Origin of the sequence: Kordiimonas laminariae (assembly GCF_023008165.1) — a bacterium.
Lineage (GTDB): Bacteria > Pseudomonadota > Alphaproteobacteria > Sphingomonadales > Kordiimonadaceae > Kordiimonas > Kordiimonas laminariae.
In genome coordinates, this window is sequence record NZ_JAKQZA010000001.1 from 465,098 (window position 1) to 480,694 (window position 15,597).

The 15,597-nt window shown below is 45.5% G+C and carries 12 protein-coding genes and 1 riboswitch; of the genes, 8 read left to right on the plus strand and 4 right to left on the minus strand.

What is annotated here, in order from left to right:
• Positions 1-14: 14 nt before the first annotated feature.
• Positions 15-216: riboswitch (cobalamin riboswitch) on the minus strand.
• A 224-nt stretch (positions 217-440) separates the two neighbouring features.
• On the plus strand, positions 441-2,219 hold the full coding sequence (locus tag MF542_RS02215; protein WP_247015486.1) for a methyl-accepting chemotaxis protein: 1,779 nt from the start codon (positions 441-443) through the stop codon (positions 2,217-2,219).
• 52 nt (positions 2,220-2,271) lie between these two features.
• On the opposite strand, the gene MF542_RS02220 is transcribed toward MF542_RS02215, so the two are convergent.
• On the minus strand, positions 2,272-2,733 hold the full coding sequence (locus tag MF542_RS02220) for an Lrp/AsnC family transcriptional regulator (protein ID WP_247015488.1): 462 nt from the start codon (positions 2,731-2,733) through the stop codon (positions 2,272-2,274).
• Positions 2,734-2,868: 135 nt separating this feature from the next.
• Between MF542_RS02220 and MF542_RS02225 the strand changes: the two genes are divergently transcribed.
• Complete coding sequence (locus MF542_RS02225) at positions 2,869-3,135, plus strand: hypothetical protein (protein ID WP_247015491.1); 267 nt, start codon at positions 2,869-2,871, stop codon at positions 3,133-3,135.
• Between the two features lie 60 nt (positions 3,136-3,195).
• On the opposite strand, the gene MF542_RS02230 is transcribed toward MF542_RS02225, so the two are convergent.
• A complete protein-coding gene (locus MF542_RS02230) occupies positions 3,196-3,567 on the minus strand; it encodes a VOC family protein (protein ID WP_247015493.1) in 372 nt (123 codons plus the stop codon).
• Positions 3,568-3,607: 40 nt separating this feature from the next.
• Here MF542_RS02230 and MF542_RS02235 point away from each other — a divergent pair, with 40 nt between their 5' ends.
• From MF542_RS02235 to MF542_RS02250, 4 genes are all read left to right on the plus strand, one after another.
• On the plus strand, positions 3,608-4,144 hold the full coding sequence (locus tag MF542_RS02235) for a winged helix-turn-helix transcriptional regulator (protein WP_247015495.1): 537 nt from the start codon (positions 3,608-3,610) through the stop codon (positions 4,142-4,144).
• 175 nt (positions 4,145-4,319) lie between these two features.
• On the plus strand, positions 4,320-5,816 hold the full coding sequence (locus MF542_RS02240; RefSeq protein WP_247015497.1) for a bifunctional metallophosphatase/5'-nucleotidase: 1,497 nt from the start codon (positions 4,320-4,322) through the stop codon (positions 5,814-5,816).
• 8 nt (positions 5,817-5,824) lie between these two features.
• Complete coding sequence (locus tag MF542_RS02245) at positions 5,825-9,364, plus strand: hybrid sensor histidine kinase/response regulator (protein ID WP_247015499.1); 3,540 nt, start codon at positions 5,825-5,827, stop codon at positions 9,362-9,364.
• A 145-nt stretch (positions 9,365-9,509) separates the two neighbouring features.
• Positions 9,510-12,263, plus strand: coding sequence for a hypothetical protein (locus MF542_RS02250; protein WP_247015501.1), 2,754 nt, complete (start codon positions 9,510-9,512; stop codon positions 12,261-12,263).
• 57 nt (positions 12,264-12,320) lie between these two features.
• Here MF542_RS02250 and MF542_RS02255 read toward each other — a convergent pair whose 3' ends face one another.
• A complete protein-coding gene (locus MF542_RS02255) occupies positions 12,321-12,698 on the minus strand; it encodes a c-type cytochrome (RefSeq protein ID WP_247015502.1) in 378 nt (125 codons plus the stop codon).
• 253 nt (positions 12,699-12,951) lie between these two features.
• On the opposite strand from MF542_RS02255, the gene MF542_RS02260 reads away from it, so the two are divergent.
• Positions 12,952-13,698: a Crp/Fnr family transcriptional regulator gene (locus MF542_RS02260; protein ID WP_247015504.1), complete on the plus strand. Its 747-nt coding sequence runs from the start codon at positions 12,952-12,954 to the stop codon at positions 13,696-13,698.
• On the opposite strand, the gene MF542_RS02265 is transcribed toward MF542_RS02260, so the two are convergent.
• Complete coding sequence (locus MF542_RS02265) at positions 13,642-14,052, minus strand: hypothetical protein (RefSeq protein WP_247015507.1); 411 nt, start codon at positions 14,050-14,052, stop codon at positions 13,642-13,644. The genes MF542_RS02260 and MF542_RS02265 overlap by 57 nt on opposite strands.
• Before the next feature lie 132 nt (positions 14,053-14,184).
• Here MF542_RS02265 and hemN point away from each other — a divergent pair, with 132 nt between their 5' ends.
• Positions 14,185-15,543 carry an oxygen-independent coproporphyrinogen III oxidase gene (gene hemN / locus MF542_RS02270; protein ID WP_247015509.1) on the plus strand — a complete coding sequence of 453 codons (1,359 nt, stop codon included), beginning with the start codon at positions 14,185-14,187 and terminating at the stop codon, positions 15,541-15,543.
• The last annotated feature ends 54 nt before the right edge of the window (positions 15,544-15,597 follow it).

Genomic DNA, 15,597 nt, shown 5'->3' on the forward strand with positions numbered 1-15,597 from the left:
GCTAACCCGGCCTGTGAAAAGGCGACACGGTGGCAGGTTTCCTGGCTTATGGATCAAACACCTGACTGCCCTTCCCAAACACAGAAATGTGTTCAGTGGTTTTGCAGTAAAGCTTTCCATTCACAGTTGCGGGTACAGCCCCAGACAAACCAAGCTGGCATCCTGAGTTCCCTTTTAACCTCAATGATATAAGGCACCACCGCTTATGGATATACCGTGAAGATGTGGGCAGCTGCAAGTAGAATGAAGCTTTTGCTTATTGTACAGGCTTGTAACAGTCTCTTAACCATTATAGGTTTTATTCGTTTCTTGACTTTATAGTCAAAAACTGGGTTCGTGGAAAACTGGTGAAACCATGCAACATTGGGGAAGCATGATTGTTTTACCTTCCACTGTAATGAATTTATAAACCTCCATCACGGGGGTTAGGGTATGCTCGTATGTCAGGTTCACCAACGTCAAAATTTGATAACCTCCCAATCACTCGGAAACTCTCACGCGGCCAAGGAGCTCTTGTAGGGCTCTTTGCTTTGCTTCTCATCGTTATCTGGGCACAGATTCTCTATGTGCAGAACACAGCGAATGAAGCAACAAACCGCCTGAAATCCACCGCTATGTTACGCCAGGTTCAGTATGATGTAACAGATATGCTGGCGCTTACCCGTGGTGTAATGCTGACAAAAAATGATTTTCTAAGCGGGCTTTATAAAGAACGCGAGCAAACCTTTAACCAGGACCTTGCCGAACTAAAAAAACTGTTCGCTGAAAACCCTGAAGGCCTGAAGCTTGCTGGTGAACTTGGCCGCAATGTTACTGCTATGAGTAAAGTGTTTGCAGAACAGATGGAGCTGGCGCTCAGCGATGCCACTGATGGACAACAGCAAGCCATTCAAATGGAGATCGACGGCGTTAGTTGGCCTCCGCTTGAGAAGGTGCTGTTCTCCATTAATGATCTTGTGGAGCTGCAAACAAAGGAGCAGGCACTCACAGATTCTAACATGTCGAATGCCTTCCTTGTGCAGAACATCTCCCTCGCTGTAGCCTTTATCGCTGGCGTATTCCTCGCTATATATATTGCGCGTTTCATCGGCCGTTCTATCGCGCCGCCACTTCAGGAAATCACGGGCACTATGCGCTCACTCGCGGCTGGCAAACTGGATACCGATATCCCTTATGCGGACCGTGATGATGAAATCGGTGATATGAGCAAAGCTCTCAGTTTCTTCCGCGATGAACTTTCCAAATCAGAAAAGCTCACAGAAGAAAGAGAAGCAGCACAACAAGCACAAATCAGAGAGTCCGAGCTACGACAGCAAGAAGAACGCGAGAAGATGGAGCGAGAACGCCTTGCTTCAGAAAGCCGCCAACGCCAAGCGGAACGCGTGGAACAGCTTATTGCCCAGTTTGACGAAACCATCTCTAACGCCATTGGCCGTTTGGATGGCAATGCCGGGCAAATGCGTAATACCGCAGGAAATATGGTGTCTATTGCAGATATGACCCGTGATCAAGCTGGCACGGTAACAGCCGCTTCCAACGAAATGCAGGGCAATATCTCAACCATGGCATCAGCCATTGAAGAGTTCGCAGCATCCATTGCAGAAGTTTCCAACCAGATCCAGAATGCAGGCCGTATGTCTTCGGAGGCAGTAAATGTGGCAAACAGTGGTTCTGATGCTATCTCTACCCTCTCTGCTGCTTCCAGCAAGATTGAAGACGTGGTTAAGCTGATTAATGATATCGCAGAGCAAACCAACCTTCTTGCCCTTAACGCAACTATCGAAGCTGCCCGTGCGGGTGATGCCGGTAAAGGCTTTGCCGTGGTAGCAAGCGAAGTAAAATCGCTCGCAAACCAAACAGCCGGTGCGACAGAAGAAATCACGAACCAGATTGCTGAGATGCAGGGCCTTACAGGCAAGGCAGTTGAAGCCATGAGCGCCATTGATGAAACCATCGGAAGTCTTAACGAACTTACTCTTGCGGTTTCTGCTTCTATTGAAGAACAGGAAGCAACGACACAGGAAATCAGCCGTAGCGTTCAGTTTGCCTCTGAAAAAACCAATGAAGTGACAGAGCAAATCGCTATGGTAAGCGACGGCGCGAACCAGACAGGCGAAGCATCAGGAAACGTACAGCAAGCATCCGAGGAACTTGAAGCGCTATCCACCGACATTTCAAATAATGTACATGATTTCTTGGCACAGGTACGCGCTCAGTAAACACCAATCAATCTTTCAGAAGCCAGTACTGCAAACGCGGTGCTGGCTTTTATTATAGACTTACATTGAACTTAGTGGTGTTTTTCCAGTTGGTCAGCGCGATAGATGAGCTGATTTCCCGAACCCCTTCAATAGGTGATAGTTTGTTCCAGAAGAAGTCTTCGTAGGCCTGTACATCTTTCACTCTGATTTTCAGGAAGAAGTCTACATCCCCCATCAGGGTATGACACTCTACCACCTCATCAAACTGCCTCACCTTTTCAATAAACAGGGGCAAACTATCACGGGTATGGGCCTGCATTTTCACTTGGGCAATCACCATTACTCCAAGGCCAACCTTCTCCGGGTTCAGGATAACTGTATGACGTTCAATCACACCATCCTGCTCCAGCTTTTGGATACGCCGCCAAACAGCAGACCTGCTTGAAGCTACTTTTTCGGCCAAATCCACAAGCGGGATTCGAGCATCTTCTTGCAGCTCATTCAGGATTTTTGCATCAAGATCATCATACATACGAGATAAATTCTCACATTAGCTAAACTAACCGAGATATGTTCTCATATTTTTTTATATATCGTCAATATTAGAGATTTTTTCTCAGCGGGTTTTGGCTATTTTTCTTGCAGCCATAATGAAGGGAGAAATCAAATGGTTTTGTTAGGATCAACTAAAACGAAATTTTCCGTGCAAGCGGAATATGAAGCCAGCACCCTTGCCCGAGTGCTTGAGCTATTCTCTATCCGCGGCCTAGCGTGTGATAGTGTATCTGCCCGCCGTACAGTCGACGGCATGCAGTGGATTGAACTGGATTGCACAGATGTAGCAGACCAACATGCCAACGTTCTTCTTAACAAAATCAAACAGATTATTACCGTCCGCAGTGCGCGGGCGGAAACGCTGGTTCTTGCCCTATAGACAAAAGCGCACTTCCTTCAGAGAAGGTGTGGTCATCTAGACCACACCTTTTTTTATTATTCACTGCGATAGATCTTGCGCCAGCATCAGGGCATTTCCATCAGGGTCATAGAACGTCGCAATGCTAACCATGCCTTCAATCGTTTCTGTCGGCCCATCAAACTTCACACCAGCCTGCTCCAGGGCTTTCCGTCCTGACGCAATATCCGCAATACCAAACACCGGAACACAGTTTCCCGGTGTGGGCTCTACCTGTTCACCAAGGCCTAGCGTTACACCTTCTGTGTTGGTTTGCATCTCGCTCCAGCCAGCTTCATCAATATGGAACAGAAGTTTAAAGCCGAGGTTTTGTTCATACCACTCAGCACTTGCATGCCTATCCTTCACAGAAAGTGAGAGTGTGATTGTTTTATCTAGCGATACTACCGACATAATGCTTCCCCTTGTAGCAAAAGTATAGTAACTATACTTTATGAATATTGCGTACCTTGTCAAGCTCACATCAAAAGCCTGGTCTCTTAAAATTCTGGCTTTACTGCATTCAGGCACCCCAGCGCGGCAAGCGCCGCTTTTGGCTGCGACTGAGGCAAGCCGCAGTTCTTTCACATCCAGCCTTGCGCACCTGATGGAACTTGGCCTTGTTGAGAAAAACCCGGGGCACGGCCACCCTCTAAGGCCTGAATTCAGGCTTACACCAGAAGGCATTATCGCAGCAGCAATGGCCAGCCGTATTATTGAAATTGTAACTAAGGAAACTGATTTTTCGCTTATCCGCCGCAACTGGGCTGTACCAATTCTTGCTGTAACACAAACACCGCAGCGCTTTTCCCATATTAAAACAGGACTTGAAACCATAACAGATCGGGCGCTATCAAAATCTCTTGGTATTCTTGAAGAACAAGAATGGCTAAAACGCGATATCGACCTATCCCACCGCGCACCTTTTCCGACCTATCATGCCATCAACAAAGGCTTGAAAATCAATCAAGCCGTTAATCTGCATATATGAACAAAACAGATCAAAAGATAGTTTCACTGCTCGAAGTAACCACAGGCAAAACTTCTCCCGGTTTTGTAACAGCATTTTGTTTTTACTGTGCAACTATCTATTTTATCATGTAATTATACGCTTAGTTAACTTTCCCATACCAAGATGATTAAGGAATGATCATGAGGATAGAAAAATGAGAAAGCTTCTAAAGACGCTATGTGCTCTGGGAACATTATGTTTTTTCTCAGTTTTAAGTACAGCTGAAGAGGTAAAAATTCTCTATATTTCCTCATTACCTGAGATCATAAAAAACAAGCATGACTTTTCTTTAGCTCAAATTGCTACAGCCGTGCGCGAAGAACGCGCTAAATCCGATAATATTATTTTTGTCCACGGCGGTGCCTCTCTTGGGCCTTCTATCCTGGGTGCAATGGATAATGGCGCGCATATGATTGATGTCTTAAACATCCTTGAACCTGATGTGATGGGCGTTGGCAAACGGGAGTTTTCCTACAAGGAAGATCAATTTTCCCTCCATGCACAATCAGCAATGTTCCCTTTCATTTCCTCTAATATCCAGTTGAAAGAAGGCCAAACACCTATTGTGGGGCTGGAGCCATATTATGTGATTGATACACTGGCCCACAGCATCGGCTTTATGGCGGTAACATCTGAAAATGTTATCGACGAGTATGGTTCTTATAAGTTGGAAGCTTTACCTCTTGAAAATTCCATAAAAAAAACCGCCGATCAGCTTCGCTCTGAAGGCGCTGAATATGTCGTGCTTATGGCAGATACAGACTATGATGATCTTTCAACCTATACAGCGGACGGCACAGTTGATCTGATCCTTTATGCACATAATATCGGCAACCCCTATTCTGTGGATACTGGTGTGGAAAAACTCAGCAAAGGTATGCTGGACGGTCAACTCATCACCATCAACGTGGATCTGGATAATCCTGAGGGCAAAAAAGCTTCTATTGAACTGTCAGATATTGCCTCCTTTGAAGAAGATCCAGAGATCAAATCAATCGTTGAATCCTATGGTGCGCGATTAAACATTCTCTTCAGACAACAGCTCGGCACAACAGACACCGCCATGAATACCGAGCGCAACACCGTACGTACTGGTGAGAATGCTTTTGGGAATTTTGTAACCGATTCAATTCGAAACGCGATGAAAGCAGATATTGCCTTTATTAACAGCGGGGGCATTAGAGGAAACACCCGGTATCCTGCAGGTACTATTTTAACCCGCGAGCATATTCAATCAGAATTGCCTTTCAATAATACGGTGCAGCTTTTTGAAATTACGGGTGAGCAAATTCAGGGAGCGCTTGAACACGGCTTGAGCTGCCTTGATGAAACAGATGGCTGCTTCCTTCAGGTTTCAAACATTCAAATGGAATATAACAGCAAAGCGCCCTCTGGGCAGCGTGTTATTAATGTTCTTATTGGCGGGCAGCCGCTGGAAACCGGAAAAACCTATACAGCTGCAACATTAAACTTCCTCGCAAATGGAGGTGATGGTTTTAAAATGCTACAAAACATGCCAAAGAAAACTAATCTATTATCAGGTAAACTACTCTGGGAAGTTGTGGCAAATCAGTTAGAAGAACAGCAAACCATAGCTCCCAAATTAGAAAACAGGTTAAATGATCAGGCAACAGGAAGCTCTGCTTCATAGGAAATAGCGTGCAACATCAGGTTATTAGTAAAAGTAAACTCGGCATCAGCGTTCGTATTACCCTTGGGGTTTTAACTCTGGTGGCCCTTGTTTTACTGCTTGCTTCCATTTCTTATTACTCACTGACACGGTTCCAGGACGATGTAAAAAGCCTGTCTTCCGAAGCATTACCAGCATTGTCTGGTGCCGCCCAACTCAACACTGAACTTGAAAATGTAGTATTGAATGTTGTGCAATTGGCTAGAGTGCAAAGCCATGCGGAACGGCGGATCAGTATCTCAGAAAGCCGCGAAGCGCTTGAGCGCGTACAGCTGATTACCGATAACCTGAAGGGGCAGTATAAAGACCTGTTATTCACTTCGATGGTTGAGGTGCTATCCATCTCTGTCGAGGACCTGAACACCATTAAATCCCGCCATCTGGATAAGTCTGTTGAAATTAATAAAATCGAAGGAGACTTGAACACCTTCACCATCGAGATCGGGCAGTATCTTCAAGAGGTTGAAGATAATTTTGACGACAGCCCTCTTCAACACAAGCTCTTTAAATGGCAGTCAAATTTATCCCTGATTACACTGGAATCTTTCCAGATCAGCCGCACTGAAAACCTGAAGAATATCCGTTCTATACAGAAGGAAATCAGGCGCGAGTTCACTTCTTTTGAAGCTAATCATCTTAGCTCAAATCCTGAACTGCTATCATATCAGCTCGCGACCGAAAATAAATTGAAGCAGATTATTTTAGGCCGTGAAGGGCTTTTTAAAACGGCAACAGATGCCGTTCGTCTACGCCTCAGGGTACAAGGCCTGGAACGCCAGACGAGAGTACTTGTAAATGAAATGATTAAGTCGATGGCAACCTTGTCAGAGACAATCAACAGTACCGCTTCAGAAAACACATCAGAACTCATTACTCTGGCTGACGAGCAAATTCAGTATATCATGGTTGCATCACTCCTGGCCTTTACCATCGGCATTGTTATTTTTGTTTATTTTGACCGTAACATTACCAGCCGCTTATTAGATCTCAATGTGGCCGTGGTTGCTCGCGCTGAAGGGGAAGCCAAACCAATTCCAACTTCGGGCAATGATGAAATCGCAGAAATTGGTAATTCCGTTAGCTATTTCATCAAGGAAATTGATGAACGGCAGGAACGTATTCTGGCGAACGAACGCCAGTTCCGCTCTATCGTTGAAGGCTCAGTTCAGGCGATTATCATTATCGCCGATGATAGCCCTTTATTCTGGAATAGTGCTTTCTCGAAATTGTTTGGCTTGAATACAGATGACAATATGGAAAGCCATAGAGACATTTTCAAAAAACTTCCAAAAACAGTCTTTTCCGTTCCAGAACTTGGTGAAGTAAACAGCTATAGCCGTATTCATCTGGACGATATAGACGGCGAAGAAAAATGGGTGGATTTGGTTACCACAGGATTGATCTGGAACGACACTCCTGCATTGCAAATGATCTTAGCTGATGTAACCCAACATATGCTTGCTGAAAAATCTCTCGCCTCAGCAAAAGCTCGCGCGGAAGAATTAACTGAAGCTAAGAGCCAATTCCTTGCTACTATGAGCCATGAAATCCGTTCTCCTATGAACGGTATCATTACCATGTCTGACCTGCTGTCGCAGAGCAAACTGGATTCAGAGCAGGCAAATATGACGGGCGTTATTAACCGTTCGGCCCAAGCGCTTTTATCTATCATCAATGACATTCTTGATTTCTCTAAAATCGAAGCTGGCAAACTTGATATAGAGAAAACGCCGTTCAATCTTCATACCCTTATCAGGGAAGTGGCCGACCTTATGGCCCCTAAATTCTCGGAGAAAGGGCTTGAACTGATTGTGGATGTAGATATCTCCATTCCTTCTCTGATCAATGGGGATCCTAACCGTCTCAGACAGATTTTGATCAATCTTATCGGGAATGCTGAGAAGTTTACAGAAACTGGCCATGTAACACTAAAAGCATCTCATATGATGGCTGCTTCGGTTCCAAATGTAGCCGAAGTTACATTTCAGGTTGTTGATACCGGCATTGGTATTGATGAACACGTACTGCCAAGACTTTTCACACCATTTGAACAGGCAGAAACCTCAACTGCTCGCAGGTTTGGAGGTTCTGGCCTTGGGCTAAGCATTTGTAAGCGTCTCACAGAACTTCAAGGTGGGTCTATCGGTGTAAACAGCATTGTTAATGTTGGCAGCGACTTCTTTTTCACCATTCCTTACGAAGTGGTAGATGAGCGTTCAAGGCAAACCTTAGCTCCGCTGAATAACGCTCATATCATTATGCGCAGCCGAGCAGAAAACACCGATCTATGGAAAGAATGGATAGAATTGGCGGGCGGCAATGCTTTTGTTGCACAGCGACATGATGATATCAGTAAGCTATCCACACGTGATACGATCCTGCTTCTGGATTATGACCAGCTAAGTGATGATGAGGTTCTGCGAACCCTAGTGCGCCGCACAGTCAGCCAAAAAGGCTGTAAAGTAGCCCTCCTCACTCCTGCAGGCCTTTACGGTAATTCTCTACAAAATCTCCTACCTTTTGACGGGAACATCAGCAAGCCAGCCCACCCACAAACACTTACTGAATTGCTTGCATCTGTACGTGATGGTGTTCACCTAAACACCGTGAGAGCTGAAGAAATATCCGCATTGAATTACACTCAACCAAGTGATGCTCACGCAGCTTCTCATGGGTGCCTGATATTGGTGGTGGAAGATAACCCTGTTAACCAGATCGTAATTCAAAAGACCCTGAAGCACCTTGGCTTTGCGTTTCATATAGCTTCCAACGGCGAAGAAGCTTTGGAAAAAATACAGCAGAATAACTATGGTCTAATTTTATCTGATCTTCATATGCCGGTTATGAACGGTATGGATTTCACAATTGCTTTGCGGCAACTAGAGAATAAACGGCATACCAATATTCCTGTGATCGCCCTTACAGCGGATATCTTGAAAGAGACCAAGGATAAATGCCGAGAAATCGGCATGAATGGTTTTCTAAGTAAACCTATTGAAATGGATGACCTTGAAGCTACTATTTGTGAATGGCTGCCAGCAGCAGATCAATTAAGACGCACACAAGGCGAACCAGTGGCACTTCAGGAAGCACCAAATACAAACGGCGAAAATAAAACAGAACCAACGCCCGACCATATGCTGGATATTGAAGCTTTGTTTGATTCAAGTCGGATAGATTTCATTTTTGAAACCGATGTGGCCGAGGGACAATTACTGGTCTCCAAGTTTCTTCAAACTTTAGCGGAAAAATTAGCTGAAACCCAAGCTACCCTGCACAAACAAGACTATGAAGCAGCAAAAGCCAGTGCCCACGCGGCAAAAGGTGCAGCAGGCTCAGTTGGCGCTTTGGAAATACATGCTACCTTTAAACAGATGGAAGAAGCACTAACAAACCAATCATACGATTATGCTGTGAAACTACTAGCTGCGACCCCTCAAAAACTTAATGATTTTGAGCGCGCAGTCATTCTTACTTATTCGTTAGAACAATCACTTAGTGGCGCATAATTGCGTTATGCGCATCTGAATTTACACAGAAATGTGTTCAAGTCTTTCTTTAAATCTTCAAAACTTTAGTTTGAAATAGCAGATAGGGTTGAATAGTAAACGCAAACATTTGACCGCGGTGTTTGCCTCAATCAGGTGAGATATAGTGCATAATCATAATAACGGTAGTTGCCAGACATGCGGCAGCTCATGTGGTTCTAGTAAATTTTGCAGCGATGATTGTAAGTCGTCCTACGATACATCAAAAAATGAAACTGAAACAACAACCCTGCCAGCGTCACAGGTAAAACCCAGTGATCTGTTATTACTAGGCAACAGTAACAGTTGCCAAACATGCGGTAGCTCAAGCGGTTCCAGCGATTTTTGTAGTGATGAATGCGCTTCCTCTTTTGATGCTCAGGCATCCACGGATACAGAGGCAACAAACCAGACCACCGGCAGCGCTCAAGCAACAACGGGCGATACCCAAACCGCCCAAATGACAGCCGAAGCCAGTGTTACTGTAGGAAGTAGCGTTACAGGAACGATTAGCGTTGAAGGCGAAGTAGACTTTATTGAAGTAGTTCTTCAGGCTGGTGTTACCTATCAAATTGACCTTGAAGGAACTCCCACTGCATCAGGCACACTAACCGATCCATTACTCACAGGCATTTTTCTGGAAGATGGTGTTACACGTGTTGCAAACGGTAATGATGATGGTGGCTTGGTTACAAACAGCCGTATTTTATTCACGCCGACCGTATCAGGTACATATTTGATTGGAGCTTCACACTTTGACAACACCAATCAAATCGATACAGGGAGTTATACGCTGTATGTCGATACAGAAGAAAACTCCACGCGCCCAGATCAACATGAAACTGAATTCACACCAAACAGTGGCAATAATGTTATCAACGGCCTAACAACCACACAGCAATTTTCACCAAGCGATGATGGCATCACACGAGTTACTTTCAGTTTCCCAGATGAAGATGCAACTTTTACAGCACCGTTTATTTTAGATGACGAAGATGCAGGCACAGAGATAGATCTAACTGAAACCAATGTTCCTGCCTCAGCAAGAGCCGTTGAAATCTTCAGGAATGGGCTAGATTTTATTTCTGAGGTTGCCAATGTTCAATTCGAGGAAATTCAGGAGGACGGAGCCAACTTTGGTGTCCTAAGGCTTTCGGGCAACAATGCTGATTCAGGAAACGTTCTGGGTATAGCAGGCCTGCCTAGTCGGTCGAATACTGCGGGCGATATTTTCTTGTTTGAAGACTTTATCGGCGACAATTCACGACTGGATTTTGTCACTCTTCATGAACTTGGGCACGCTCTTGGACTTAGCCATCCAACAGACGAATTTCCGAGCCAGTTCTTTGGTGCAGAGTTCACATTACTTGTCCCAAGTTTTCAATCTGCCTTCTTTGACGATGTTACATCGGCGGACCTTTTCCCCACGACATTCGGATATGCAGATATTTTAACACTTCGCCATATATATGATGGCCTTGATACAGCCTTCAGCGGTGATGATACCTATGTATTCGACCTGTCCAATCGTTATTTTGAGACCATTTATGATTTAGGTGGTACAGACACTATCAGGATCACCGGGGCAGGCACTGGCGTGGACATTAACCTCACCCCTGATCAAGATAACCTTGGCGGTGCTTTTATCAATGTAGGTACGACCATTCGCTATTTTGGTGGCGGCAGAGTTGTTGGAACCAGGACCGAAACTGTTTTTGTATCGCCGGAGACTGTGATCGAAAATATCATCGCTTCAGTCGAAGATGACCGTGTTATCGGAAATGCAGCTGACAACTTGATTGAAGGTGGCGAAGGTGACGATACGGTGCAAGGCGCAGACGGCAATGATCGTATTCGCGGTGAAGAAGGTGATGACAGGCTTCAAGGCAATGACGGAAACGATTTCATCGTTGGCGGCGCAGGAAACGATACAGTTTCGGCTGGTAGAGGTAATGATGAAGTCTTTGCTGGGAGCGGTGATACCGGGAATGATGTTCTGGTAGGTGAAAGCGGTAATGATATCCTTGCTGGCGGCGGCGGAAATGACCTTATTGTTGGTGATGCACTAACCAGCAGTTTCCAAGGCCTTGCTAATATCGAAGGCGTTTCAACAGCAGCAGGCTCTGACACTCTTTTCGGAGGCTCTGGGAATGATACGATAATTGCCGCTAAATTCGATGATAGCGACGGCGATCTGATTGTAGATTCAGGTGAATTAGTCTTCACGAATTCCTCTTCCAATACCGCTTTTGCTGGCTCAGGTGATGATGTGCTCTACGGCGATGCGGGGTCAGATATTCTTGGGGGCGGAATAGGTAATGACACAGTATTGGCTGGTGATGGCAACGACGTCATTTTTGGTGGTCGCGATACGGATTCAGGCGTTCTAAATGATGTGCTGGATGGTGAAGATGGCAATGACGAAATCTTTGCCTCTTTCGGAGATGACAGCGTTCTAGGTGGAAACGGTAGCGATACTATCTTTGGCGGTAGCGGCTCAGACACTATTGACGGCGGTGCCGGAGACGATGATCTATTTAACAGTGCAGGCAATGATACCGTTACCGGTGGAAGCGGGGACGATACTCTGCGTGCTAACGCAGGAGACGACCAACTTACTGGCGGTACAGGTAGTGATACCTTCTTCTTCAACGGAAACAGTGGAGATGATGTTATTACCGATTTCAACACCGCGAATGATGTACTGGATATCTCAAATACAACAACAGATTTTACTGATCTAGCTTCTGTCACCGCAGCCGCTAGTGAAACCACGATAAGCGGTATATCTGGTGTGTTGATCGATTTAGGAGGAGGAAACAGCGTTTTCCTTCAAGGCCTCACTCTTAATACACTTAATAACGCTGACTTTACTTTCTAAGTAAAAAGGGCCGGAAATTCCGGCCCTTCTTCTTTTCGTATGGTATTGGCTATTTCTCTAACCACCATTCGCGCGCAGGTATGCAAGAAGGTCGGCAACATCTTGTGGCTTTTTAAGGCCAACAAACGCCATCTTTGTGCCTTTCACAAATTTACGTGGGGATTTCATATATTCGCTAAAGTTTGCATCATCCCAAACAAAATCAGCCGCCTTCATAGCTTTGGAATATTTGTAGCCATCGAGACCACCAGCCTTGCGGCCAATAAAACCAGAGAGTGATGGACCAACACGGTTTTTACCTGCCTCAAGAGTGTGACACGCTTTACACTTACGGAACACTTTTTCACCTTTGGCGGCATCGCCTTCCGCAAAACTACTTACTGAAGCTACTGTTGCAAGGGCTGCTACCGCTGCCACTTTAACGAATGTACGCATAAAAAATCCTTCCGGACATAGGGGACCTGACAAATTATTTACGCTACCATAGCAAATTCAGATTAAATCGGAAGAGAAACGCGACAATTCGCGCACTTTGACAATAAGAAGAAACTTGCTGTGTTAATTGCAATTTAACGGCTTAATACATACACTATCGTATGAGTGCGCCACGTTGCCGCATTGCAAAATAACGCGATCACGGTTATGTGAGCACTGAAATAACCGAATGTGTAAAGACAGGGGTACACATATGGCTGCCGTGAACTGCAAAAAAGCAGATACAAAATTCTGCTTTGAAGACATTATTGCCAGACATTCTTTATTTGCTGCAATGCCTGATACACTTGTAGAAGGTTTTGTTCAGGCAGCTCAGCCTATTACTGTCTCAAAGGGTTCAACCCTTTTCATGCAAAATGACGAAGCCGAATGGTTTTATATCATCACTAAAGGCTGGGTGAAGCTGTTCCGCGAAACACTGGACGGCGATGAAGCAGTGATCGACATGGTAACCACTGGCCATATATTTGGTGAAAGTGCGATTATTGATGACGGCATTCACTCCTTTGGTGCCACTGCTGTTGAGGAATGCGATCTGCTGCGGTTCCCATCAAAAATGCTGAAGGCAGCTGTAGCAGAAAACCATGCTGTGGCTCTTGCAATGCTGGGCTCCATGTCACGCCACCGCAAACAGCAAACACGGGAAATCGAAAGCCTGAACCTTCAGAATGCGTCACAGCGTATTGGCTGCTTCCTGTTGCGCCTGTGCCGGGTGAATGATGTTGAACCGATCAGCCTTCAATTGCCGTATGATAAATCATTGATCGCAGCGCGCCTTGGTATGAAAAGCGAAACCTTTTCCCGCGCGCTTAACAAGCTTAGGAATGATACGAGCATTGCGGTTAAGGGTTCAAACGTAGAAATACCGGAAATTGACGCTCTGTCACACTATGCCTGTACTGCTTGTTCCAGCGAATTTCCCTGCGACGACCTTCATTAAAGAGCATTTGCAATCTTTTTCTGGTGAAAATTGGAGCCAATCCCAATTGATGAGGGTTGGATTTTCAATAAATTTAGCCGGATTGTCGACCACAGAACGTACGTAATCTTCTGTGAAGCGTACCGTCAGGCATGCTGCCTCTGACTGAAGCGGATATATACGCCCATCATGAAGCGTACAGGAATAAAATTCCAACCTGCCCTCGACATTAATTTCAAACCGGAAACAGCGACCAAACAGTTTTTGTTCTGCCGCCTCCCAAATTTGTCCGTATGGAAATCTATCCCGATTTGCACTGATCACATCATTACAAACCGTGACATAGCTTTCCAAAAGCTTTTCCAAAGCTGTCACACCATTGCTCTTTTCTCTTCCCTTGCGCGCAGAAAACCACAAGGTGAAGCAGATGCAATTGACATGAGTCAAATACCCCTATTCCCGGCTGTTTTATAGGAGGATCGTGAGACAAATTTGTGAGATAAAACCGTGGAAGCAACAACCTTAAAAGCATTACTCAAGCACAATAATCAAGTGCCTCGATATACCAGTTATCCAACCGCCCCGCATTTTTCAGACGCGGTAGATAGCGAAACTGTATCTTCATGGCTGAGCACACTTGATGATGGCACTAATCTGTCCCTTTATTTTCATGTGCCTTTTTGCAAGAAAATCTGCTGGTATTGCGGGTGCCACACTAAAGCGACAGAAAAGTATGATCCGGTTGCCACATTTGTTTCTTACCTTAAGAAAGAGATTGAGGTAACGGCATCCAAGCTGCAAGCCGCACCAAGTGTAACCCATATTCATTTTGGTGGCGGCTCGCCCAGCTATCTACAGCCTGATGATTTCAGAGATATTATGAGCACGGTGCGTGCGCACTTTAAGATTGCGCATAACTGTGAAATCGCCATTGAGATGGACCCTCGTGAGATCACTGAGCCCAAAGTAGCAGCATATGCGCAAGCGGGGGTGAATCGTGCGAGCCTGGGTGTACAAGATTTCCACCGAGACACGCAAAAGGCTATCAACCGTATTCAGCCCCTTCACGTAGTATTTGAATGCGTTAGCCTGCTTCGAGCGTATGAGATCAGCGATATCAGCATTGATCTGCTTTATGGCCTTCCGCATCAGAACATTGAAAAGATCAGAGAGAATGTTCGTATCGCCGCCGGGCTCTCGCCAAACCGTATATCGCTCTTTGGGTATGCACATGTGCCCTGGATGAAAAAACATATGCAGCTGATTGCTGAAGAAACACTACCTGACGGCAAACAACGCCTGTTGCAGTTTGAAGCAGCGCGCGAAGCCCTCCTTGAAAAAGGATATGTTCAAATCGGGCTCGATCATTTTGTTCAGCCGCAAGATACAATGGCGCGCGCCTACCTAAAGGGTGAACTACAACGCAACTTCCAAGGTTACACAACAGATAAAGCCCCAGCTCTTATCGGTTTTGGGCCATCCGCGATCAGTAGCCTACCACAGGGCTATTACCAGAATACACCAAACAACCGAGATTATTACCGCGCGCTAGATGACAACGATCTGGATATTGCTCGTGGCTTGGAGCTCTCAGACGATGATAAGGCCCGACGTTCTCTTATTGAACATATCATGTGCTACCAAAGAATAGATGTTGCTCGCTTTTGTGAGGAACACGGTATCAATCATGCTTCCCTCGGCGATTACATGGCGGAACTTACACCACTGATTGCTGATGGTCTTGTGGAAATGCGTGGTTCTGAAATCCGCATCAAAACTGATGCAGCGCAGGTTTCCCGAATTGTTTGTGCCGCCTTTGATGCCTACATTCAGCCGCAGGCAGCCCAACATTCACAAGTGGCTTAAACACTTACCTATCCGGGAACGGCTTTAAGAATAGCCGTTTCCTCATCATATTTG

Coding starts and splice junctions, on each gene's coding strand:
- MF542_RS02215 (WP_247015486.1), top strand. CDS start 441: ATGTCAGGTTCACCAACGTCAAAATTTGATAACCTCCCAATCACTCGG.
- MF542_RS02220 (WP_247015488.1), bottom strand. CDS start 2,733: ATGTATGATGATCTTGATGCAAAAATCCTGAATGAGCTGCAAGAAGAT.
- MF542_RS02225 (WP_247015491.1), top strand. CDS start 2,869: ATGGTTTTGTTAGGATCAACTAAAACGAAATTTTCCGTGCAAGCGGAA.
- MF542_RS02230 (WP_247015493.1), bottom strand. CDS start 3,567: ATGTCGGTAGTATCGCTAGATAAAACAATCACACTCTCACTTTCTGTG.
- MF542_RS02235 (WP_247015495.1), top strand. CDS start 3,608: ATGAATATTGCGTACCTTGTCAAGCTCACATCAAAAGCCTGGTCTCTT.
- MF542_RS02240 (WP_247015497.1), top strand. CDS start 4,320: ATGAGAAAGCTTCTAAAGACGCTATGTGCTCTGGGAACATTATGTTTT.
- MF542_RS02255 (WP_247015502.1), bottom strand. CDS start 12,698: ATGCGTACATTCGTTAAAGTGGCAGCGGTAGCAGCCCTTGCAACAGTA.
- MF542_RS02260 (WP_247015504.1), top strand. CDS start 12,952: ATGGCTGCCGTGAACTGCAAAAAAGCAGATACAAAATTCTGCTTTGAA.